The following is a 19,903-nucleotide window of genomic DNA, read 5'->3' as shown; positions in this document are numbered from 1 at the left end:
GAGGGCCCGTCAAAGGGTTTCCCGCAGTGCAGACCGCAGCGCAGACCGTGGTGCCGACCGCAGTGCCGACCGCAGTGCCGCCAGCAGTGCCTCGGTGGCCGGCGGGTGCGGCGGCTCGCCGTAGACGGCGGCGTAGACGTGCCTGGTCGAGCCCGGGATCGGGGTCGCCGACACCTCCGGGTGGCGGTGCGCGCGCAGCGCCAGCCCCGGCAGGACGGTGACGCCCATCCCGGCGGCCACCAGCGCCTGCACGGCCACGATGTCGTCGCTGGTGAACGTGATGTCCGGGGCGAATCCCGCCTTGTCGCACAGGTCGAGCAGATGGCTGCGGCACCGGTCGCACCCGGCGATCCACGTCGATCCGGCATGCTCTTCCAGCGTCCGGTCCGGGCCGGGCGAGACCAGGTAGCTCGGGTCGTCGAGCAGGTGGACCATCTGGATGCCGTTGTCCTCCGGCGCGGTGTCGTCGTAGCGGAAGATGACCGCGACGTCGACCCGCCCGGCCCGCAGCAGCTTGAGCGCCTCGGGCGGCTCGGTCTCGGTCAGGTGCAGCCGCAGCCCCGGGTGCTCGCGCCCGAGCAGCCCGGCCGCCACGGGGACGAACGTGCCGAGCGCCGACGGGAACGCCGCCAGCCGCACCCGCCCCGACCGCAGCCCGACGTGCGCGGCCAGGTCGTCCTCGGCGGCGTCGAGCCGGCTCACGATGTCGGCGGCCCGCTCGGCCAGCAGCCGCCCCGCCTCGGTCAGCCGGATGCCGCGCCCGGCCCGCTGGATCAGCTTGGCCCCGGTCTCCGCCTCCAGCCTGGCCAGGTGATGGCTGACGGACGGCTGCGCGTAGTGCAGCTCCTTGGCCGCGGCCGTGAGCGATCCCTTCCTGGCGACCGCCAGCAGGACGCGAAGCCGCACGACATCAAGCATCCATCAACCGTACCTATGAATGAGCCTCATTACTTCTGTTGGACCTATCGATGCCGCCGTAGGACCGTGGAGAAAAGGAGGCAAACCATGAAGACGACCCTGCGTCCCGGGCTCGGCGAGCTGGTGCCGGGCATCCGCGCGATCACCGACCGCGGCCTCGGCCGCCGCGAGACCGCGTTCGCGGTCGCCGACCTGCTGCGCGACGGGCTCCCCCCGCTGGACATCCTCACCGAGGAGGAGCGCGCCGGCTCACCCGACGGGTACGTGTCCCGCGTGCTGCACGCGCAGGACGCATTCTCGGTCGTGGCGGTCGTCTGGCGGCCCGGCCAGGACACCGTCATCCACGACCACGTCTCGTGGTGCGCGTTCGGCGTCCTCAGCGGCGTCGAGCACGAGACCCTCTACCGGGACATGGGCGACCACCTGCTGGAGATCGGGCGCGCCGACAACCGGCCCGGCGAGGTCAGCGGCTTCGCGCCGCCCGGCGACATCCACAAGGTGCGCAACACCAGCGCCGAGGTCGGGGTGTCGATCCACGTGTACGGGGCCGACGTGAGCAGGCTGGGCAGCAGCGTCCGTCGCGTCTACGACCTGCCGGTCCGCGCGTCCTCGGCGGCCTCCCGGTCGTAGGCTTCGAGCCGGTCGGCCAGCGCGGCGGGCCGCGACAGCATGACGCTGTGGCTGCCGTCGATCTCGTCGGCCGTCACCCCGAGCCGCGCCCGGGCCATCTCCCGCATGAACGGCGCCGGGAACCAGCGGTCGTCCCGGCAGAGCAGGAAGCGGGTCGGCACGTCCGGCCACCGCTCCAGCGGCCACGGCTCGACGAGCGCCTTGTCCGCGTGCGCCCGGTTGTGCCGCGACGCCTCGGCGGCCAGCTCGGGCGGCACGTCGTGCATGAACAGCGCCACCTCGTCGTCGATGTCCTTGTCGCCGAAGCCGGTGTTGGCCCACCAGGCGCCAGGCGCCTCCCCGGGCACGGGCACCATCGCGGCCAGCATCACCAGCAGGTCGGCCCCGGCCCGGTCGCACACCAGCGGCCCGACGAAGCCGCCCCACGAGTGCGCCACCACGGCCAGCCGCCCGGTGCTCTCCCCTGTGCCCTCCCCGCCGGCCTTCGGGGCCGCTCGCCGGATCGCTTCGGCCACGGTGTCCGCGTAGTCGCCGAGCCCGGCGTCCGGGTCCTCGATGGGCAGGTCGACGGCCACCGTGGTGTGGCCGCGCCGGCGCAGCTCGTCCTCCAGCAGGTGCCAGTACCACGCGCTGCAGCCGCCGCCGTGGATCAGTGCGAACGTCGTCACGCTCACTCCCGGCCGGCGATCGGCGCGGGCAGGCGGGTCTGGAAGTCCAGCACCCCGACCCAGGCGGGCCGGACCGCGATGCGGGCCATGCGCACGCCGGGCCGGTCCGCCTCGGCCACGTTCCTGGCGCCCTGCTCCGGGCCGGCGTAGCGGTGGTGGGCCAGGGCGTACTCCGGGACGATGCCCTCCCAGTCGGTCAACTCGGCCCGGCCCCGGATGAGCAGCACGTCGGGCGGCATCGTGTTGGCGTCGATGGTGATGGCGACGTCGGGCCTGGCGCGCAGCGCGGTGATCTTGGCCGCGCCGGCGAACGTGGCCATGACCAGCTCCTCGCCGTTCCAGTGGAACATCGTCGGGTAGACGCGGGGCGTGCCGTCGGAGGCGACGTAGGCGACCCTGGCCAGCTCCGTCGAGACGAGCAGGCTGCGGGCCACCTCGTGCTCCAGCAGCCTGAGGTCGCCCTGCGGCAGTGTGTTCAGGTCGGTCTCCATAGTCCTAAACTAGGACTAGCTGGTGCGAGTTGGCAAGGAGCCTGATGAGAACGTACGACGACCCCTGTGGCATCGCCCGCGCCCTCGACCACGTCGGCGAGCGGTGGGCGCTGCTGATCGTCCGCGAGCTGCTGCTCGGCCCCAAGCGCTTCACCGACCTGCGCGCGGGCCTGCCCGGCGCGAGCCAGAACGTGCTCTCCCAGCGTCTGCGCGAGCTGGAGGAGTCGGAGGTGGTGCGCCGCCGCAAGCTGCCGCCGCCCGCCGCGAGCCAGGTCTACGAGCTGACCGGCCTCGGCCGCGACCTGGAGCCCGTCGTGCTCGCGCTGGCCCGCTGGGGCAGCCGCACGCCGCTGCGCTCCGACCGGCCGCTCAGCCCCGACGCGCTCATGTACGCCCTGAAGTCCACCTTCGACCCCCGGGCCGCCGAAGGCTTCACCGGCAGCGTCGACCTGCGCCTCGGCGAGCAGCGCTTCCTGGCCGCGGTGGACGGCGGTCGGCTCACGCTGACCCGGGCGGCCGACGGGCAGGCCCCGGCCCAGGCCGTCCTCGACACCGACCCCGGCACGCTGCGCGCCGTCGTGTTCATGGGCGAGCCCTGCGACAGGATGGCCGTCCAGGGGGACAAGCAGGTCGCCGAGCGGTTCGTCCGGCTCTTCCCGCGCCCGGCGACGAGTTCCTGACCCCGCCGGAGTCCAATCCCCCGAACCGACACGGGAAGGACCCCGCCATGGAGACCCATCTCGACGAGCGCTTCAGCGCGCCGGGCGCCACCGCCACGCCGTGGGAGCAGGCCCGCGACGAGCTGGCCCGCGCGCAGACGTACTGGCTGTCGACCGTGCGGACGGACGGCCGCCCGCACGTCACGCCGCTGATCGCCGTCTGGCACGAGCGCGCGCTCTACTTCTGCACCGGCCCCGGCGAGCAGAAGGCCCGCAACCTGGAGACCAACCAGCGGTGCGCGCTCACGACCGGCGCCAGCACCCTGCGCGAGGGCCTCGACCTGGTCGTCGAGGGCGTCGCCGCCCAGGTGTCCGACCCCGGCCTGCTCCACGCGCTCGCCGCCGCCTACGTGGCCAAGTACGGCGAGGAGTGGCGCTTCGAGGTGCGCGACGGCGCCTTCCACAGCGAGGAGGGCGGCCGGGCGCTGGTCTTCGAGGTCGCCCCGGACAAGGTGCTCGGCTTCCGCAAGGGCGACTACGCCCAGACCCGCTGGCGCCCCTGACCCCTTGGGCTTCCCTAGACGCCGAGCGCCGAGGGGAGGCTGAGCTCGCGCAGGAACAGCGCCTCGGTGGTGGCCACCCGGCGCAGCTCCTCCAGGTCGAGCCGCTCGTTGGGCGCGTGGATGGCCGCGTCCTCGTCCTCGGCGCCGAACAGCAGGATCTCCGCCGCCGGGAACTGCTTGAGCAGCGTGTTGACCAGCGGGATGGAGCCGCCGGCGCCGACGTCGCGCGGCGGGCGGCCGAAGGCGCGCTCCATGGCGCGGTTGAGCGCCGAGCGGGCCTTGCCGCCGGAGTCGGCCTGGAAGCCGGAGCCCACGGTGAAGTCGCCGAACGACACCTTGACGCCCCACGGCGCCACCTGGCGCAGGAACTCCACGACCGCGTTGACCGTGGTCTTGGGGTCGCCCGCCGGGGGGACGCGGACGGTGACGCGGGCCCGCGCGACCGGCTGGACGGCGTTGACCGCGCCCGAGACGCTGGGCACGTCGAGGCCGGTCACGGTGATCGCGTAGGAGGCCCAGAGGCGGTCGGCGAGCGAGCCGGAGCCGACCAGCGAGACGCCGTCGACGACGCCGGCCGTCTTGCGGAACTCCTCCTCGGAGGGGCCCTGGCCGAGGAAGCTGCCGCGCGGCAGGCCGGGCACGCGGATGTCGCCGTTCTCGTCGTGGAGCGCGCTCACCATGCGCATCAGGGCGGCGAGCGCGTCGGGGGCGGCGCCGCCGAACGAGCCGCTGTGCACGGGCTCGCGCAGGGTGCGCACCTCCATCGTGAAGGCCGCCATGCCGCGCAGCGACGTGGTCACCGCGGGGTCGCCGACGCGCGGGTTGCCGGTGTCGGCGACCACGATGGCGTCGGCGCGCAGCAGGTCGGGGTTGCGCTCGACGAACGCCTCCAGCCGCTCGCCGGCGTACTCCTCCTGGCCCTCAATGATGACCTTGATGCCGACGGGGAAGCGGCCCTGGAAGGCGCGCAGGGCGGTGACGTGGGAGATGATGCCGGACTTGTCGTCGGCCACGCCCCGGCCGAAGAGCTGCCCGTCGATGAGGGTGGGCTCGAAGGGCGGGGTGCGCCAGGCGGCCGGGTCGCCGGCGGGCTGCACGTCGTAGTGGGCGTACAGCAGGACCGTGGGCATGCCGGGCGGGGCCGGCGATTCGCCGTAGACGGCGGGGAAGCTGCCCTCGACGGGGATCTGCTGCACGCGGGCCAGGCCGGTGCTGCGCAGCAGCTCCTCCACTGCCGCCGCCGCCGCGAGCACGGGCTCCTCGGGGTGCCCCGGGAAGGCCACGGAGGGGATGGCGGCCAGGCGCCTCAGTTCCTCGACGGACTGGGGCATGGCGGCCGCGACGGCGCTCTCGATCTGGTCAGGAGTCACGGGTGGGTCCCCCGGGGTCGTTCTCGATAGTTAACGTCTCATTGCATCACACAAGGCTTCACTGTGCGTGAAACCGGATGCTGCAACGGCTAATCTACCTGCGGATTTCGTAGTTGTTACATACCGGTTCTGCGGATCTCGGTTTTCTTGCAGAGTGTCGCGACGCATTCGCTTGGCAAAGCGCAGGTGAAGATGCAGACTGTGGGGAGGTCAGACACAAGGGAAGATAGCTATGACGCAGCCGGAAAACGACGTCCTGAAGGCCGCTCAGGACAACCTGTGGTTGCACTTCACGAGGCACAGCGCCTACCAGCAGTCCGAGGTCCCGACCATCGTCCGCGGTGAGGGCTCCTACATCTACGACATCAACGGCAAACGCTACCTCGACGGCCTGGCGGGACTCTTCGTGGTCCAGGTCGGCCACGGGCGCGGCGAGCTGGCCGAGGCCGCCGCCAAGCAGGCCCAGGAGCTGGCGTTCTTCCCCCTGTGGTCCTACGCGCACCCGAAGGCCGCCGAGCTGGCCCAGCGCCTGGCGGCGATGACGCCGGGCGACCTCAACCGCGTGTTCTTCACCACAGGCGGCGGCGAGGCCGTCGAGACCGCGTGGAAGCTGGCCAAGCAGTATTACAAGCTCGTCGGCAAGCCGCTCAAGCACAAGGTCATCAGCCGCCAGATCGCCTACCACGGCACCCCGCAGGGCGCGCTGTCGATCACCGGCATCCCGGCGTTCAAGCAGATGTTCGAGCCGCTGGTGCCCGGCTCGGTGCGGGTGCCCAACACCAACCACTACCGCGCCGACGAGATCACCGGCGTGCCGGGCATGACGCCCGAGCAGTACGGGATCTGGGCGGCCGACCGGGTGGCCAGGGCGATCGAGATGGAGGGCCCCGACACGGTGGCCGCCGTGTTCGCCGAGCCCGTGCAGAACGCCGGCGGCTGCTTCCCGCCGCCTCCCGGCTACTTCCAGCGGCTGCGCGAGATCTGCGACGAGTACGACGTGCTGCTCGTCTCCGACGAGGTCATCTGCGCCTTCGGCCGGCTCGGCACCATGTTCGGCGGCGAGAAGTTCGACTACGTGCCCGACATCATCACCTGCGCCAAGGGCATGACCAGCGGCTACTCGCCGATCGGCGCCATGATCGCGCACGAGCGGCTGTTCGAGCCGTTCAAGAACGGCGACCAGATGTTCGCCCACGGCTACACCTTCGGCGGCCACCCCGTCTCCGCCGCCGTCGCGCTGGCCAACCTGGACATCTTCGAGCGCGAGGACCTGCTCGGCCACGTCACCAGGAACGAGCCCGTGTTCCAGGCCACGCTCGACGGCCTGAAGGACCTGCCGATCGTCGGCGACGTGCGCGGCTCCGGCTACTTCTGGGGCATCGAGCTGGTCAAGGACAAGGCCACCAAGGAGACGTTCGACGCCGACGAGTCGGAGCGGCTGCTGCGCGGCTACCTGTCGCACGCGCTGTACGACGCCGGCCTCTACTGCCGGGCCGACGATCGCGGCGACCCGGTCATCCAGCTCGCGCCACCGCTGATCGCAGGACCGAAGGAGTTCGACGAGATCGGGTCGATACTCCGCTCGGTGCTCACGGAAGCGTGGGCGCGATTGTAGAAACCCCCCATCCGGTACGGCTCGCCGTACCGGATTTTTTGTTCCCGAAAGGAGCATCGCCCATGAAGATCGGCGTGCCGACCGAGGTCAAGAACCACGAATACCGCGTCGCGGTCACCCCTGCTGGCGTCCACGAGCTGGTCAACCACGGCCACAGCGTGACGGTCCAGCGCGGCGCGGGGCTCGGCTCGCACATCACGGACGAGGAGTACCTGTCGGCGGGCGCGAAGATCCGCGAGGGCGCCGACGCGGTCTGGGAAGAGGCCGACCTCGTCCTCAAGGTCAAGGAACCGATCGCGGAGGAGTACCACCGCCTGCGCGAGGGCCAGGTGCTGTTCACCTACCTCCATCTGGCGGCGTCGCGGCCGTGCACCGACGCGCTGCTGGCGGCGCGCACCACCGCGATCGCGTACGAGACGGTCCAGGAGGGCCGGGCGCTGCCGCTGCTCGCCCCCATGTCGGAGGTTGCGGGCAGGCTGGCGCCGCAGGTCGGCGCGTACAACCTGATGCGCTCCAACGGCGGGCGCGGCGTGCTGCCGGGCGGCGTGCCCGGCGTGGCCCCGGCCAAGGTCGTGGTGATCGGCGGCGGCGTCTCGGGGCTGAACGCGGCCCAGATCGCCGTCGGCATGGGCGCCGAGGTCACCGTCCTCGACACGAACGTCGACCGGCTGCGCTTCATCGACGCCGTCTACCAGGGCCGGCTGCGCACGCTGGTGTCGACGGCGTACGCGATCGAGCAGGAGGTGCTGCGGGCCGACCTGGTGATCGGCGCGGTCCTCATCCCCGGCGCGAAGGCTCCCACGCTGGTCAGCAACGAGCTGGTCTCGCGGATGAAGCCCGGCTCCGTGCTCGTCGACATCGCGATCGACCAGGGCGGGTGCTTCGAGGACTCCCGGCCGACCACCCACGCCAACCCCACTTACACGGTGCACGGCTCGGTCTTCTACTGCGTGGGCAACATGCCGGGCTCGGTGCCCAACACCTCCACGAACGCGCTGACCAACGCCACCCTCCCGTACGCGGTCAAGCTGGCGGACCTGGGCTGGCAGGAGGCGCTCGCCGCGGACGCGACCCTGGCGGGCGGCCTCAACACGCACGCCGGCACGCTCACCAACGAGCCGGTCGCCCAGGCGCTCCAGCTTCCGTACACGCCGGTGGCCGAGGTGCTGGCCGCCTGACCGAGCCGCGGGGCCGGTCGGCGGTGTTCACCGGCGGCGCGCCGAGCCGCCTCCGTCGCGGGCGGCGCCGGCCGTCCCGAGGCGGCGGCGCAGCTCGCGGGCCGTGGCCAGCACGTGCTCGATCTCGCCCGGGCTCGGCCACGGCCCGCTGCCGGGCCGCAGCAGCGTGCCGCGCACCGAGGCCAGGTGCTCGACCGCGCTGGCGTGCAGCCCGCTGCGGCTCACCAGCCAGCCGATCACGTCGGCGTGGTCGAGCAGCGGCCGGGTCATCAGGTCCCAGGTGCCGAGGATCTCCGTCAGCTCCGTCACCGACAGCCCGTGACCGCCCCGGCGGCCGGTGGCGGCGGCGGCCAGCTCGGCGCGGGCCACCAGCTCCGGCTCGGCGGGCCGGTCCCAGGCGGGCGGCGGCGGGTCGGCCAGCCACTCCTCGGCCTCGGCCGGCTTGCCCGCCGCCGTCAGCAGGCCGCCCAGCTCCACGGCCGCCCGGTGGTGCCCGGCCAGCGCCGCCTGGCGGAACCAGTGCTGGCCGCCGCCCAGGTCGCCGAACTCGGCGATGAGCAGCAGCGCGAAGTTGAACGCCGACTCGGCGTCGCCGCCCGCCGCGCCCCTGCCGAACCAGTGGCTGGCGCCCTGCGCGTCGTTCAGCTCCACGCAGACGAACCCGGCCATCCGCTGGTCCTCCAGCCGCCCCGCCCCGGCGGCCTGCTCGTACCAGCCGCGCGCGGTGCGCAGGTCGCGGCGCGACAGCGCGATGGCGCCGAGCTGCGAGGCGGCGCCCGGGTGCTCGCTCTTGGCGGCCAGCCGGTAGTAGCCCTCCGCGCCCTCGGGGTCGCGGCTGGCCTGGAGGAACAGGCCCAGGCAGTAGGCCGACTCGGCGTGCCCGGCCCGGGAGGCGGTCTCCCACCAGCGCACGGTCTCCTCCTCGTCGCCGCCCGAGTAGGCGAGGAACCCGGCGTCGTGCGCGGAGGGCGCGTCACCGGCGGCGGCGGCGTGCCGGTGCCACTCCCGCGCCGCCTGGATCTCGCCCGCGTCCTCGCACATCAGCGCCAGCCGGCGCGCCGCGGCCCGCGACCCGGCCCGCGCGGCGTTCTCGTACCAGCTCCGCGCCATCGCGTAGTCGCCGCGCTGCTCCAGCAGCAGCGTGGCCAGGTTGACGGCGGCCTCCGCGTCGCCGGTGCCGGCGGCCAGCTCGTACCAGGTGACGGCCTCGTCGAGGCTGCCGTGCTTCTCGTGCCAGATGCCGAGGTTGTAGGCGCTGTCGATGTTGCCGCCCGCGGCGGCGCGCTCCCACCACTGCCTGGCCGACAGGCGGTCGCCGCGCTGCGCGTAGAGCCTGCCCAGCCGGTGCGCGGCCTGCGCGTCGCCCGCCTGCGCCGCCATCAGCAGCTCGGCCTCGTCCCCCACCCGTGGCGCCGGCACGGCCGGCAGCGCCACGTCACCTTGCCTCCACGCCATGGCCCACAGGGTGGCACGTGATCGCCCGATCGCGAACGGTAATCGCCGAGCCTGTCAGGAGAACTTGATGAAGCCTGTGAACATGCCCATCCCGCAGGCGTAACGCAGCTCTCCCGGCGGCTGCGGCGGCAGCTTCACCGTCGCGGGAACGGCCAGGTCGCGCCCGGCGAACGCCACGGTCTGCGCGCATCCCCGGTCGACCAGCTTGAACACCACCTCGACGGGCACCCCGGCCGGCGCCTCCACGGCCGCGGGCCGGTAGCCGTCGTGGGTGGCGTAGATGGTGACGGTCCTGCTCAGCGGCCGGTCCGGCCCGGCGCTCGCGCCCGCGGGCAGCCAGCCGCCCAGGTTGACGCCCGCCCCGATCGTCCACAGCCCCGCCGCGACGGCCAGCACCGCCGTCACCTTGGACAGCCGGGTACGGGACACGCGCCGCAGCACGTAACCCAGGAGCGCCAGCGCGGGCGAGCTGCCGAGCACGAACCCGGCCATCACCGCCGCGCCCGGCAGCGGCGAGCCGCTGGAGACCGCGACCAGCTCCATGCCGATCGTCACCCCGCACGGCACCAGGATCGTGGCGGCCCCGAGCAGCGGCGCGGCCATCGGGGGCAGCTCCCGCCCGCCCGGCGCGCAGCCGGTGCGGCGCAGCGCCCGCACGGCGAAGACGATCACCAGGACGCCCGCGGCGACCAGCAGGACCGCCCGGGCGGCGGGCGGCGGTTTGACGGCGGCGCCGATCAGCCCGAGCAGCGCGCCGGCCGCCGAGTAGGAGGTGAGCCGGCCGGCCAGGAACCAGGCCACCGCCCGGCCCCGCCCCTCGGCCAGCCCGACCATCAGGCCGCCGTGCACGGCGGTGCACGAGGCGGTGCCCGCCAGCAGCCCGGCGGCCAGGCCGCTGCCGAGCAGCGTGAGCGCCTGTGCCGTGGTGCTCAGTGGACCAGCGCCAGCTCGTCCAGCGATCCGGCCTTGGCCGCCTCCACGATCGAGGCGAACTGGTCGTGGCTCATCTCCACCCGCTGGCCGAAGTCGTCCGTGATGACCACCTGGCGATCCTCAGGCGCCGTCGGGTCGACGAACAGCTCCGGGCAGCCGCAGCTGCACTGGCCGCAGAACCTGGCGATTGACCGCATCTCATCCCCACTTCTGGAAGAGGTCCTGTAGGGAAAGTAACCTTGCGTGCTGAATGCGGCCAGTGACAGTTGTTTCACCCTGCGTACCGTTTATCAGGCCCCGCCTCTGAGCACGGACATCCTTTCGAGGTATTCGTCGTCGCTCATCTCGCCGCGGGCGTACCTCTCGGCCAGGATCTGCTCGGCGGGCGCGGTGGGCCTGGTCTCCGCGGGGCGTCCCCGCCGGCCCCAGACGCCCCGGCGCCAGGTCCAGGCGGCGAGCGCGACGACGGCGATCCAGAACAGGCCCCAGATCATCGGGATGACGGGCCAGAAGCCCGCGTGCGCGAACGTGTTCATGTTCTCCTCCTTCGGCGTACCTCCAGGGTCGCCGCCGGAGGGTCGCGGCGAATCGGACGGCGGGCGTGTCCCGGGGTCCGCCCGGGGGAGTACGCGCTGCCCGGTGTCCGTACGCCTCAGGGGGAGAGGCGGGCGCGGGCGGCGGCGCGGTCGACGCCGAGGGCGTCGATGAGCTCGGCCACCGGGTCGGGGTGGCGCTGGTCGAGCAGGGCCAGCAGGAGCCGGCCCGGACCTTCCTGGTCGCGATTCTTCCTGGTGGTGGCCTTGGCCGCCTGGACGATGGAGGCGCGGGCGCTGGAGGACAGCGCGGTGCCGGGGAGCGGCGGGTGCTTGCGCGGCCTGGCCGCCGGGGCGTCGCCGACGTCGATGCCGATCGCGCGCAGGGCGGCCCGGTCGAGGGTGTCGAGCGCGCCCCGGGCCGTCGCGGCGTCGACGCCCAGCGCCCGCGCCGGGGCGCCGGACGGGTCGCGGAGCAGGCCGAGCAGCAGGTGCTCGGTGCCCAGGCGGCGGTCGCCGCGCTGCCGGGCCTCGTCCTGGGCGGCCTTGATCGCCTGACCGAACGGGCTCTTGTCCATGCCGAACATGGCGGGCCTCACTTTCCGTACTTGGCGTGCACCGACTGGCGCGACATCCCGAGGGCGTCGCCGATCTGCTCCCACGTCCAGCCCTGCTCGCGGGCGAGCCCGACCGAGACGGCCTCGACCTGCTCGGCGAGCCGGTGGAGTGCGCCGACAGCGCGCAGGCCCACGGCGGGGTCGTGGGACTTGATGCGTTCAGACAGTTCTCCCATGTCCACGCTGTCAGGCTAGATTGACAGCCGGAGATTTGTCAATCTAGCCTGACAGGCATGGACGATGTCGTGATCGTGGGAGCCGGGCCCGTCGGGCTGATGCTGGCGGGTGAGCTGGCGTTGGCCGGAGTGCGGCCGCTCGTGCTGGACAAGAGGCCGGAGCCGAGCGAGCTGCCGCGCGCCAACGGCGTCATCGGGCAGGCCGTCGACCTGCTCGAACAGCGGGGACTGCTGAAGGGGGCCCGCAGGCCGCCGCGCTTCCCGTTCGGGCCGGTGCCGCTGCCGCTGGCCCGGCTGGACGTGCCGCTCCGGACGGTGGTCATCCAGCAGCCGCGCCTGGAGAGACTGCTGGCCGGGCGCGCCGCCGAGCTGGGGGCGGAGATCCGGCGCGGCCGGGAGGTGCGCTCGCTCACCCAGGACGAGCAGGGCGTGACGCTGCACGTCGCGGGCGAGCGGCCGGTGCGGGCCGGGTTCGCCGTCGGCTGCGACGGCGGCCGCAGCCTGGTCCGCGAGCAGGCGGGGATCGGCTTCCCCGGCACCACCGACGACGAGGTGCTGCGGCTCGGCCACTTCCGGGGCAGGCCGAAGCTCGGCGGGCTGGCGCGGGGCTGGAACGAGTTCCCCGGCGGCCGCGTCCTGCTGACCTCGCTGCGGCCCGGCGTCCACATCGTCGCCGTACGCGAGAAGGGCGGCCCGGGGGAGAAGGGCGGGGCCGTCACCGTCGGCGACCTGCGGGCCGCCCTGCGCCGGGTCACCGGCCGCGACCTGCCGCTGGGCGAGCCGATCTGGCTGACCGCCACCGTCGCCCAGGCCCGGCTCGCCGAGCGCTACCGGGCCGGGCGGGTGTTCCTCGCGGGCGACGCCGCCCACCTGTTCCCGGCGGGCGGATCAGCGCTGAACGTCGGCCTCGTCGACGCCGCCGAGCTCGCCGCCAGGCTCGCCGCCCATCTGGCCGGCGCTCCAGCCCGGGTGCTCGACGCGTACGAGGCCGAGCGCCGCCCGCAGGCCGAGCGGACGCTCGCGCACACCCGCGCCCAGCGGGCGCTGGAACGGCTGTCCGGCGAGGAGGGCGCGGCCCTGCGCGACCTGCTCGGCGAGGTGTTCGCCCACCCGGGACCCGCCCGCCACCTGGCCGCGCTGCTGCACGGCTCGACCGGCCCGTACACGCCCCCGGACGCGCCGGCCCGCCGGCGGCGGCGCTGGCCGGCGCTCAGAGCCAGCCGGGCTTGACCAGGCCGGACTCGTAGGCGATCACGACGAGCTGGGCCCGATCGCGGGCGTGCAGCTTCATCATCGCCCGGCTCACGTGCGTCTTGGCCGTCGCCGGCGACATGAACAGCCGGGCGGCGATCTCGTCGTTCGTCATGCCGGAGCCGACCAGCGTCAGCACCTCCCGCTCGCGGTCGGTGAGCTGGTCCAGGCCCTCGGCGGCCAGCGGCTCCTTGGCGCGGGAGGCGTACTCTGCGATCAGGCGGCGGGTCACGCTGGGCGACAGCAGCGCCTCCCCGGCCGCCACCACCCGCACGGCCTGGATCAGCTCGGCCGGCTCGGTGTCCTTGACCAGGAAGCCGCTCGCGCCGCCGCGCAGCGCCTCGAACACGTACTCGTCCAGCTCGAACGTCGTCAGGATGACGATGCGCGGCCCCTCCGGCATCTGCCGGGTCGCGGTGAGGCCGTCGGTGCCCGGCATCCGGATGTCCATCAGCACCACGTCGGGGTGGTGCTCGGCGGCCAGGCGGACCGCCTCGGCCCCGTCGGCCGCCTCGGCCACCACCGACATGTCCGGCTGGGCGTCCAGCAGCGCCTTGAACCCGGCCCGCACGAGCGCCTGGTCGTCGGCCAGCAACAGCTTGATCATCAATCCTCCTGGGGTAGGGGCAGCCGGGCCGAGACCTGGAAGCCGTCGCCCGACGGGCCGGCCACCAGCGTGCCGCCCAGGGCCGAGGCCCGCTCACGCATGCCGGGGATGCCGTTGCCGCTGCCCTCCTCGGACAGCGCGCCCGGCGCCGTCGCGCCGGAGTCGGTCACCCGGACGGCCAGCTCGTCCGCGCCGTACTCCAGCCGCACCGTCACCCGCGAGCCGGGCGCGTGGCGGGCGGCGTTCGTCAGCGACTCCTGGACGATCCGGTAGGCGGCCCGCTCCACCGGCAGCGGCAGCGGGCGCGAGCCCACCCGCTTGATCGTCACGTCCAGGCCGCTGCGCTCGGCCAGGTCGTCCAGCCGGTCGAGCCCCGCCGTGGGGGCGCGCGGGGCGCCCTCGCGCAGCACGTTCAGCACCGAGCGCATCTCGCCCAGCACCTCCTTGGAGGCGGCCTTGATCGTGGTCAGCGCGGTGCGGGCCTGCTCGGGCTGGTCGTCGATCAGGTGCAGCGCGGTCGACGCCTGCACGTGGATGAGCGAGATGTTGTGCGCCAGCACGTCGTGCAGCTCCTGCGCCATCGTCAGCCGCTCCTCGCTGGCCTGGCGCCTGGTCTCCTCCTCGGCGGCCCGCTGCTGCTGGGCGCGGCGCTCGCGCCAGATCCGGGTGAGCTCCGCGACCACCATGATGAGCAGGATGAACGCGGTGACGGCCAGGTCGTGGAAGAGCCCGAGCGACAGCTCGCTGCCGATGTAGCCGTACGCGACGAAGACCGCGAGCGTGATCCCCGCCATGATCCAGCCGGCCAGCCGCCGCCCCTGGGTGATCAGGCAGAACAGCAGGATCGCCGGGGCGAAGTAGACGGGCCCGAGCGGGTAGTCGAGCCAGGTGTAGGCGTACGTGGCGAGCAGCGCCACGACCGACGAGGCGACCGGGAACTTGCGGCGGAACACGATCGCCGCCGGGCCGATCAGCAGCAGCACGTACGCCACCGCGTCGAGCGGCCGCCTGAACTCCCGCTGCCCCCAGGCCGCCCCCTGGGACAGCACGACCTGGGCGACCGCCATGATCAAAGCGAGGTAGGGATCGAACCCGGACTTCTTGCCCACACCCCCACGCTAGGCCCCGCGCATGACCATCGCATCCTCCGGTTGTGGCACGGGGCCCTACCACGACAGGCGTAGCTGGGTCATCGTGGACACCATGCGCCGAGTGATCGTTCCCGCAGCAGCAGTCCTCGTCTCACTGGCCCCCGCCGCCCCGGCCGTGGCCGCGCACCACCCGCCCCCGCAGAAGGTCCCCGTCGCCGAAGGCCACGGCGGCGCCGTCGCCACCGTCGACCTCGACGCCAGCCGGGCGGCCGTCGCCGTGCTCAGGCGCGGCGGCAACGCCATGGACGCCGCCGTCGCCGCCGGCGCCGTGCTCGGCGTCACCGAGCCCTACTCCGCCGGGCTGGCCGGCGGCGGCTTCATGGTCTACTACGACGCCAGGAGACGCCAGGTCCACACCATCGACGGCCGCGAGACCGCCCCGCGCGCCATGACCTCGACCAGCCTCGAAGGCATCCCGTTCGAGGAGGCCGTCACCAGCGGCCTGTCGGCGGGCGTCCCCGGCGCCGTCGCCCAGTGGGACCTCGCGCTGCGCCGGTTCGGCACGCTCTCGCTGCGCCAGGCGCTCCAGCCCGCGATCGAGGTCGCGTCCAAGGGCTTCGTCGTCGACCAGACCTTCCACGACCAGACCGCCCAGAACGCCGCCCGGTTCAAGGACTTCACCTCCACCGCCGCCCTCTACCTGCCCGGCGGCGCGCCCCCGGCGGTCGGCTCCGTCTTCCGCAACCCCGACCTCGCCGCCACCTACCGCGAGCTGGCCCGGCGCGGCCCCGGCTGGCTGTACGGCGGGCGGCTCGGCAGCGAGATCGTGGAAACGGTCAAACGGCCCCCCGTGACCCCCGGCTCGACGCGCAACGTCCGGCCCGGCCTGATGGAGCTCGGCGACCTGCGCGCCTACCGGGCCCTCATGCGGGAGCCCACGCGCGTCGGCTACCGGGGCCTGACCGTCTACGGCATGGCGCCCCCGTCGTCCGGCGGCTCGACCGTGGGGGAGGCGCTCAACATCCTCGACGCGCTGCCCCGCGTCGGCGTGCACGAATACCTGGAGGCGTCCCGGCTCGCCTTCGCCGACCGCAACGCCTACGTCGGCGACATCCCCGGCGTCCCGCTGCGCGAGCTCCTGTCGGACGGCTTCGCCAAGGAACGCGCCTGCCTGATCGGCGAGCGCGCCGTCAAGCACCCGGCCCCGCCCGGCGCCCCCGACGGCGACTACGGGCCCTGCGCCCCGCCTTCGGACACCGCACCCGCCACCCCCACCGCCGCCGAAGGCCCCGAGACCACCCACCTCGTCGTCGCCGACCGGTGGGGCAACGTCGTCGCCTACAACCTCACCATCGAGTCCACGGGCGGCAACGGCATCGTCGTCCCCGGCCGGGGCTTCCTGCTCAACAACGAGCTGACCGACTTCACCTTCGGCCCCGCCCCCGGCGACCCGAACCTGCCCGCCCCCGGCAAGCGGCCCCGCTCGTCGATGGCGCCCACCCTCGTGTTCGACGACGGCAGGCCCGTGATGGCGCTCGGCTCGCCCGGCGGCTCCACGATCATCACGACCGTGCTGCAGATCCTGGTCAACCGGTACGAGTTCGGCATGCGGCTGCCGGAAGCGCTCGCCGCGCCGCGCGCCACCCAGCGCAACACCGCCCAGACGCAGGCCGAGCAGGCGTTCCTCGACGCGTACGAGACCGAACTGGAGGCGAGAGGGCACGACCTGGTGCTGAACCCGGAGATCGGGGCGGCCACGGCGCTGGAGTTCCTCGGCCGAGGCCGGATCCAGGCGGTCGCCGAGCCGGTCAGGCGCGGCGGCGGCAGCGCGATGGTGGCCGGCTCACACCGCTGAGCGGCGCGGCCCCGGGGCACGACGAGAACCCGCCACGGCGCGTGGCGGGGAGGGTCCGGCCCCGGGGCGCTAGCGCAGGAGCAGGAACGCGGCGACGCCGATGGCGGCGACCACCACGACGACGGCGACGATCGGCAGGACCGGCGACTTCTTCACCGTCTTGGACTCCTGCTCGGACCGCTGCGCGAACGCGCGGAACTGCTGAGTGTTGCCCGCAGGGTCGATATGCTGGTCAGACATGCGCAGCAGCCTAGCGGGATCGCCTGCCGCTTTTGCGCCTTTTCGCGTGATCCACGGGTGGGTTGGTTACGAGACCGGCCCCCCGGGCGGATAGCTTGGAACCATGCTCAAGACCCTGTTCTCGCTGCGCGTCATGGGGTTGCACCTGCTCACGATCGCGGTCGTCACCGCGTTCATCCTGCTCGGGCGCTGGCAACTCGGCGTGTTCCAGGACTCGGGCAAGCCGCAGGCCACCACCGACCCCGCGCCGGTGAGCGTAACCACGCTCTCCGACGTCGGCGGCCACATGCTCACCGCAGCGGTCGGGCGCAGGGTCACCGCCGAAGGCGTCTACGACGCCGACCGGCAGCTCCTCGTCGCCGACCGGCCGCCGCACGTCGACGCGCCCGGCGGCAACGTCTCACGCGGCGAGGGCTACTGGGTCCTCACACCGCTCCGGCTCGACGACGGCACCCTCATGCCCGTCGTCCGGGGCTGGGTCGCCCAGGCCGGCGACCCCGGCACCGCCGTGCCCGCCGGACGCGCCACCGTCGAAGGCAGGCTGCGCCCCCCGCAGGGCACCGACAGCGTCCAGCGCCGCCCCGAAGGCGTGCCCGCGGGCCAGGTGCAGACCGTGTCGACCGGCGAGCTGATCAACCTGTGGAGCGGGCAGAAGGTGCGCAACGGCTTCGTCGTCGCCCAGCCCGCCGCCGGCGCCGCCCTCACCCCCGTCGAGGTGTCACCGCCCGTGGTCGGAGGCACGCTCACGTGGCGTAACCTGGCTTACGCCGCCAACTGGTGGATCTTCGCCGGATTCGCCGTGTTCATGTGGTTCCACTTCGTACGCGACGCCGTACGGAGTGACCGGGACCGGGCAGCCGGGTCCCCCGAGATGGTTCTGGAAGGTTAACGGTGGAATCGGCTCTCAAGCCCTTCCGGGTGCTCGCCTACATTGTCGGCGTCATGCTCCTGATCCTCTGCGTCGCCATGGTGATGCGCTACGGCTTCGGCGTCGACGGGCTGTCGAAGGTCATCGCGCCCATCCACGGCGGCCTCTACATGCTCTACCTCGTCGCCGTGATGAACCTGGGCATGAAAGCCCGCTGGTCCTGGCCGTACATGCTGGGCGTGATGCTCGGCGGCACCGTGCCGTTCCTGTCGTTCTACGTCGAGCGCCGCGTCACCGTGCGCGTCGCCGTGCAGGTGGACGGCCGGACGGCGGAGGCCTGACGCCCCCGCCGCCCGCCGCGCCCCGTCAACGGCCGATGCCGCGCCTGCGCGCCCGCTTCAACCGCTCACGCTGCGACGGGTCCAGCATCATGTAGCCGACCACCGGGGCCGCGACCACGCCGAGGATGACGAGCAGGGTGATGAACCCGGGGCCGAAGAACCACAGCGAGAGCAAGACGGCGGCGCCTGCGCCGATGGCGTACTTCGTGATTGGCGACATCCTCAGCTTCCTCCGAACGCGGGGCCCACGCCCCGCCTCTCCCACATTGTGCGTCGCCCGTCCAACGATTGGAGCCACCGGCGTGGTTCCAATTCGCGACCTATCTCAACCGGCGTGCGCCAGCGCGGCCAGCAACTCCCGCCGCAGCACCCCGTGCGCCGGGCGCCGCGCCGGGTCCCCGGACAGCAAACCCACCAGGACCGGCGCCATCACCCCCGCCCTGGCGAGCGCCGCCCCCGGCACCGGCGGCCGCCCCTCCACGGCCGCGAACAGCACCGCCCCGAGCGACCACAGGTCCCCCGCGGCACTCACCACCCCCTCCGGCGGCGCGTACACACTGCCCTGAAACCCGCCGTACGGGGGCGCCCCCTGGGTTGGGGTATGCCCGTCACCCCGCTCCGCGGGCGCGCCTTCCCGGAGGGAGGCCGGGGGCGCCTGGGACGCGGCTTCCCCGGGGGCGCGGCTGCCGGCCCACCCGGGTGGGGCGGCTCCCGGTGGTACGGCCACCCCGCCGTACGGGGGTGCGCCTTCCCGGGGAGTTCCCTGCGCGGGGTCCCGCCCGTTGGGGACGGCCCCGCTGCCGTACGGGGGTGCGCCTTCCTGGAGGGAGGGCGAAGGGCTCTGGAGGGGCGTGCGCCCGTCCGGCGGGGCGGGTTGGGGCCAGTCGGGGGGCGCGGCGCCGGGGGGCGGGGTGGTGGGGCCGGACGGCGGGGCGGGTGGCGGAAGGGCGTGGCGGCCGAGGGCCGGGCCCGGGGGGAGCGCGTGGCGGGCGGGGGCGAGGCTGGGCATGAGCGTCGCCCGGCCGGCCGCGTCGAGGAGGATGGCGCCCGGGTGGACGGCCCCGTGGCAGGCGCCGCCGGTGTGCAGGGCGGTGAGCTGGTCGAGGACGGCGAGCCCGATGGCGGCGACCTCGCCGGGCGGCAGCGGCCCGCGGGCGGCGAGGACGTGGTCGAGCGGGGTGTCGACGGCCAGCCGGGCGAGCGTGGCGGCGACGAGCGGCGTGGGCGGTGTCCCGGCGGGCCGCAGCATGGCCCGGATGAGCGTCCGCAGCGGGTCGGCGCCGGTGGCGGGGGCCTGCCCGGGCGGGCGGCCTTCGACGGCGAAGTGCAGGGTGGCGGCGAGTGACCACAGGTCGGCCGACTCCCGCATGCCGGGCGCGGGCATCCCGAACCCGGTGAGCAGCGCCCGCCCGGTCCCGGTCAGCAGCACGTTGGCCGGGTTGACCCGCCCGTGCACGATCCCGGCCGCGTGCGCCGCCTCCAGCGCCGACAGGACGCACACCCCGATGCGCGCCGCCTGCTGGACGGCCAGCGGCCGCCGCGCCCGTACGCTCTGCTCCAGTGACGCCCCGGAGACGAACTCCATGACCAGCCACGCCTCGCCGGAGTCGACGAGCACGTCGAGCAGCGGCACCGCCGAGGGGTGGGCGAACCCGGCGGCCCGCCGCGCCTCGATCACGGCGAGTTCGCGGGACTCGGCGGGGACGCGCAGCATCCGCACGACGACGTCGCGGTGCTCGTGCTCGTCGAACGCCAGCAGCAGCGTTCCGCCGCCGAGGGGGTTCAGCAGCCGGTAGCGCCCGCCGAGCTTCCTGGTCTGTGTCATGGCCGGCTTCTCGCCTCCG

24 protein-coding genes are annotated in these 19,903 nt (G+C 73.7%); 9 read left to right on the top strand and 15 right to left on the bottom strand.

Annotation, left to right across the window (positions count from 1 at the left end):
* Nucleotides 1–9: 9 nt before the first annotated feature.
* Nucleotides 10–918 carry a LysR family transcriptional regulator gene (locus AB0G11_RS04490; protein ID WP_357583950.1) on the bottom strand — a complete coding sequence of 303 codons (909 nt, stop codon included), beginning with the start codon at nucleotides 916–918 and terminating at the stop codon, nucleotides 10–12.
* An 87-nt stretch (nucleotides 919–1,005) separates the two neighbouring features.
* On the opposite strand from AB0G11_RS04490, the gene AB0G11_RS04485 reads away from it, so the two are divergent.
* Entirely contained in the window at nucleotides 1,006–1,548 is a 543-nt protein-coding gene (locus AB0G11_RS04485) for a cysteine dioxygenase family protein (protein ID WP_357583948.1), read from the top strand.
* On the opposite strand, the gene AB0G11_RS04480 is transcribed toward AB0G11_RS04485, so the two are convergent.
* Together AB0G11_RS04480 and AB0G11_RS04475 are read right to left on the bottom strand one after the other, a co-directional pair.
* A complete protein-coding gene (locus tag AB0G11_RS04480) occupies nucleotides 1,503–2,216 on the bottom strand; it encodes an alpha/beta hydrolase (RefSeq protein WP_357583946.1) in 714 nt (237 codons plus the stop codon). The two genes, AB0G11_RS04485 and AB0G11_RS04480, sit on opposite strands and share 46 nt — an antisense overlap.
* A gap of 2 nt (nucleotides 2,217–2,218) precedes the next feature.
* The gene (locus tag AB0G11_RS04475) at nucleotides 2,219–2,707 is read right to left on the bottom strand and encodes a pyridoxamine 5'-phosphate oxidase family protein (RefSeq protein WP_357583944.1); all 489 of its coding nucleotides are present in this window, start codon (nucleotides 2,705–2,707) and stop codon (nucleotides 2,219–2,221) included.
* Between the two features lie 44 nt (nucleotides 2,708–2,751).
* Here AB0G11_RS04475 and AB0G11_RS04470 point away from each other — a divergent pair, with 44 nt between their 5' ends.
* Together AB0G11_RS04470 and AB0G11_RS04465 are read left to right on the top strand one after the other, a co-directional pair.
* The gene (locus AB0G11_RS04470) at nucleotides 2,752–3,387 is read left to right on the top strand and encodes a helix-turn-helix domain-containing protein (RefSeq protein WP_357583942.1); all 636 of its coding nucleotides are present in this window, start codon (nucleotides 2,752–2,754) and stop codon (nucleotides 3,385–3,387) included.
* Nucleotides 3,388–3,434: 47 nt separating this feature from the next.
* Nucleotides 3,435–3,929 carry a pyridoxamine 5'-phosphate oxidase family protein gene (locus tag AB0G11_RS04465; protein WP_357583940.1) on the top strand — a complete coding sequence of 165 codons (495 nt, stop codon included), beginning with the start codon at nucleotides 3,435–3,437 and terminating at the stop codon, nucleotides 3,927–3,929.
* Between the two features lie 14 nt (nucleotides 3,930–3,943).
* Here the strand turns inward: AB0G11_RS04465 and AB0G11_RS04460 are convergent, their stop codons facing one another.
* The gene (locus tag AB0G11_RS04460) at nucleotides 3,944–5,299 is read right to left on the bottom strand and encodes a M20/M25/M40 family metallo-hydrolase (protein ID WP_219511258.1); all 1,356 of its coding nucleotides are present in this window, start codon (nucleotides 5,297–5,299) and stop codon (nucleotides 3,944–3,946) included.
* Between the two features lie 232 nt (nucleotides 5,300–5,531).
* Between AB0G11_RS04460 and AB0G11_RS04455 the strand changes: the two genes are divergently transcribed.
* Both AB0G11_RS04455 and ald read left to right on the top strand, forming a co-directional pair.
* Nucleotides 5,532–6,914, top strand: a complete 1,383-nt coding sequence (locus AB0G11_RS04455; protein WP_219511257.1) for an aspartate aminotransferase family protein — start codon at nucleotides 5,532–5,534, stop codon at nucleotides 6,912–6,914.
* Nucleotides 6,915–6,976: 62 nt separating this feature from the next.
* Entirely contained in the window at nucleotides 6,977–8,092 is a 1,116-nt protein-coding gene (gene ald, locus AB0G11_RS04450) for an alanine dehydrogenase (protein WP_357583938.1), read from the top strand.
* A gap of 27 nt (nucleotides 8,093–8,119) precedes the next feature.
* On the opposite strand, the gene AB0G11_RS04445 is transcribed toward ald, so the two are convergent.
* The 6 genes from AB0G11_RS04445 to AB0G11_RS04420 all read right to left on the bottom strand — a co-directional run bounded on the left by AB0G11_RS04445 (nucleotide 8,120) and on the right by AB0G11_RS04420 (nucleotide 11,806).
* Nucleotides 8,120–9,547, bottom strand: a complete 1,428-nt coding sequence (locus AB0G11_RS04445) for a sel1 repeat family protein (protein ID WP_357583936.1) — start codon at nucleotides 9,545–9,547, stop codon at nucleotides 8,120–8,122.
* A 54-nt stretch (nucleotides 9,548–9,601) separates the two neighbouring features.
* Complete coding sequence (locus tag AB0G11_RS04440; RefSeq protein WP_357584322.1) at nucleotides 9,602–10,426, bottom strand: sulfite exporter TauE/SafE family protein; 825 nt, start codon at nucleotides 10,424–10,426, stop codon at nucleotides 9,602–9,604.
* A gap of 50 nt (nucleotides 10,427–10,476) precedes the next feature.
* Nucleotides 10,477–10,677 (bottom strand): hypothetical protein, encoded by a 201-nt coding sequence (locus tag AB0G11_RS04435; protein ID WP_219511251.1) that lies wholly within the window; start codon nucleotides 10,675–10,677, stop codon nucleotides 10,477–10,479.
* Between the two features lie 93 nt (nucleotides 10,678–10,770).
* Nucleotides 10,771–11,016: an SHOCT domain-containing protein gene (locus AB0G11_RS04430; RefSeq protein WP_219511249.1), complete on the bottom strand. Its 246-nt coding sequence runs from the start codon at nucleotides 11,014–11,016 to the stop codon at nucleotides 10,771–10,773.
* Between the two features lie 116 nt (nucleotides 11,017–11,132).
* Entirely contained in the window at nucleotides 11,133–11,600 is a 468-nt protein-coding gene (locus AB0G11_RS04425) for a Clp protease N-terminal domain-containing protein (protein ID WP_357583934.1), read from the bottom strand.
* Between the two features lie 8 nt (nucleotides 11,601–11,608).
* Nucleotides 11,609–11,806 (bottom strand): hypothetical protein, encoded by a 198-nt coding sequence (locus AB0G11_RS04420; protein ID WP_197094079.1) that lies wholly within the window; start codon nucleotides 11,804–11,806, stop codon nucleotides 11,609–11,611.
* A 57-nt stretch (nucleotides 11,807–11,863) separates the two neighbouring features.
* Between AB0G11_RS04420 and AB0G11_RS04415 the strand changes: the two genes are divergently transcribed.
* Entirely contained in the window at nucleotides 11,864–13,036 is a 1,173-nt protein-coding gene (locus AB0G11_RS04415; protein WP_357583932.1) for an FAD-dependent monooxygenase, read from the top strand.
* Here AB0G11_RS04415 and AB0G11_RS04410 read toward each other — a convergent pair.
* Together AB0G11_RS04410 and AB0G11_RS04405 are read right to left on the bottom strand one after the other, a co-directional pair.
* On the bottom strand, nucleotides 13,017–13,664 hold the full coding sequence (locus AB0G11_RS04410; RefSeq protein ID WP_219511241.1) for a response regulator transcription factor: 648 nt from the start codon (nucleotides 13,662–13,664) through the stop codon (nucleotides 13,017–13,019). The genes AB0G11_RS04415 and AB0G11_RS04410 overlap by 20 nt on opposite strands.
* Complete coding sequence (locus AB0G11_RS04405; RefSeq protein WP_219511238.1) at nucleotides 13,664–14,773, bottom strand: sensor histidine kinase; 1,110 nt, start codon at nucleotides 14,771–14,773, stop codon at nucleotides 13,664–13,666. Before AB0G11_RS04405 ends, AB0G11_RS04410 begins: the two co-directional genes overlap by 1 nt.
* Nucleotides 14,774–14,867: 94 nt before the next feature.
* Here AB0G11_RS04405 and AB0G11_RS04400 point away from each other — a divergent pair, with 94 nt between their 5' ends.
* Nucleotides 14,868–16,610, top strand: coding sequence for a gamma-glutamyltransferase family protein (locus tag AB0G11_RS04400; protein WP_357583931.1), 1,743 nt, complete (start codon nucleotides 14,868–14,870; stop codon nucleotides 16,608–16,610).
* A gap of 69 nt (nucleotides 16,611–16,679) precedes the next feature.
* Here the strand turns inward: AB0G11_RS04400 and AB0G11_RS04395 are convergent, their stop codons facing one another.
* Nucleotides 16,680–16,850: a hypothetical protein gene (locus tag AB0G11_RS04395; protein WP_219511226.1), complete on the bottom strand. Its 171-nt coding sequence runs from the start codon at nucleotides 16,848–16,850 to the stop codon at nucleotides 16,680–16,682.
* Nucleotides 16,851–16,953: 103 nt separating this feature from the next.
* On the opposite strand from AB0G11_RS04395, the gene AB0G11_RS04390 reads away from it, so the two are divergent.
* Together AB0G11_RS04390 and AB0G11_RS04385 are read left to right on the top strand one after the other, a co-directional pair.
* Nucleotides 16,954–17,739, top strand: a complete 786-nt coding sequence (locus tag AB0G11_RS04390; protein WP_219511225.1) for an SURF1 family protein — start codon at nucleotides 16,954–16,956, stop codon at nucleotides 17,737–17,739.
* A gap of 2 nt (nucleotides 17,740–17,741) precedes the next feature.
* On the top strand, nucleotides 17,742–18,059 hold the full coding sequence (locus tag AB0G11_RS04385) for a DUF3817 domain-containing protein (protein ID WP_357583929.1): 318 nt from the start codon (nucleotides 17,742–17,744) through the stop codon (nucleotides 18,057–18,059).
* A gap of 25 nt (nucleotides 18,060–18,084) precedes the next feature.
* On the opposite strand, the gene AB0G11_RS04380 is transcribed toward AB0G11_RS04385, so the two are convergent.
* Nucleotides 18,085–18,279, bottom strand: a complete 195-nt coding sequence (locus AB0G11_RS04380; RefSeq protein ID WP_219511221.1) for a hypothetical protein — start codon at nucleotides 18,277–18,279, stop codon at nucleotides 18,085–18,087.
* 105 nt (nucleotides 18,280–18,384) lie between these two features.
* Nucleotides 18,385–19,884, bottom strand: a complete 1,500-nt coding sequence (locus AB0G11_RS04375) for a protein kinase (RefSeq protein WP_357583927.1) — start codon at nucleotides 19,882–19,884, stop codon at nucleotides 18,385–18,387.
* Nucleotides 19,885–19,903: the final 19 nt, after the last annotated feature.

Origin of the sequence: Nonomuraea sp. NPDC023979, assembly GCF_040639085.1 — a bacterium.
In the GTDB taxonomy this organism is placed as follows: domain Bacteria; phylum Actinomycetota; class Actinomycetes; order Streptosporangiales; family Streptosporangiaceae; genus Nonomuraea; species Nonomuraea ceibae.
The sequence above is the reverse complement of the archived record's forward strand: the minus strand, read 5'-3'. Positions and strand labels throughout refer to the sequence as shown.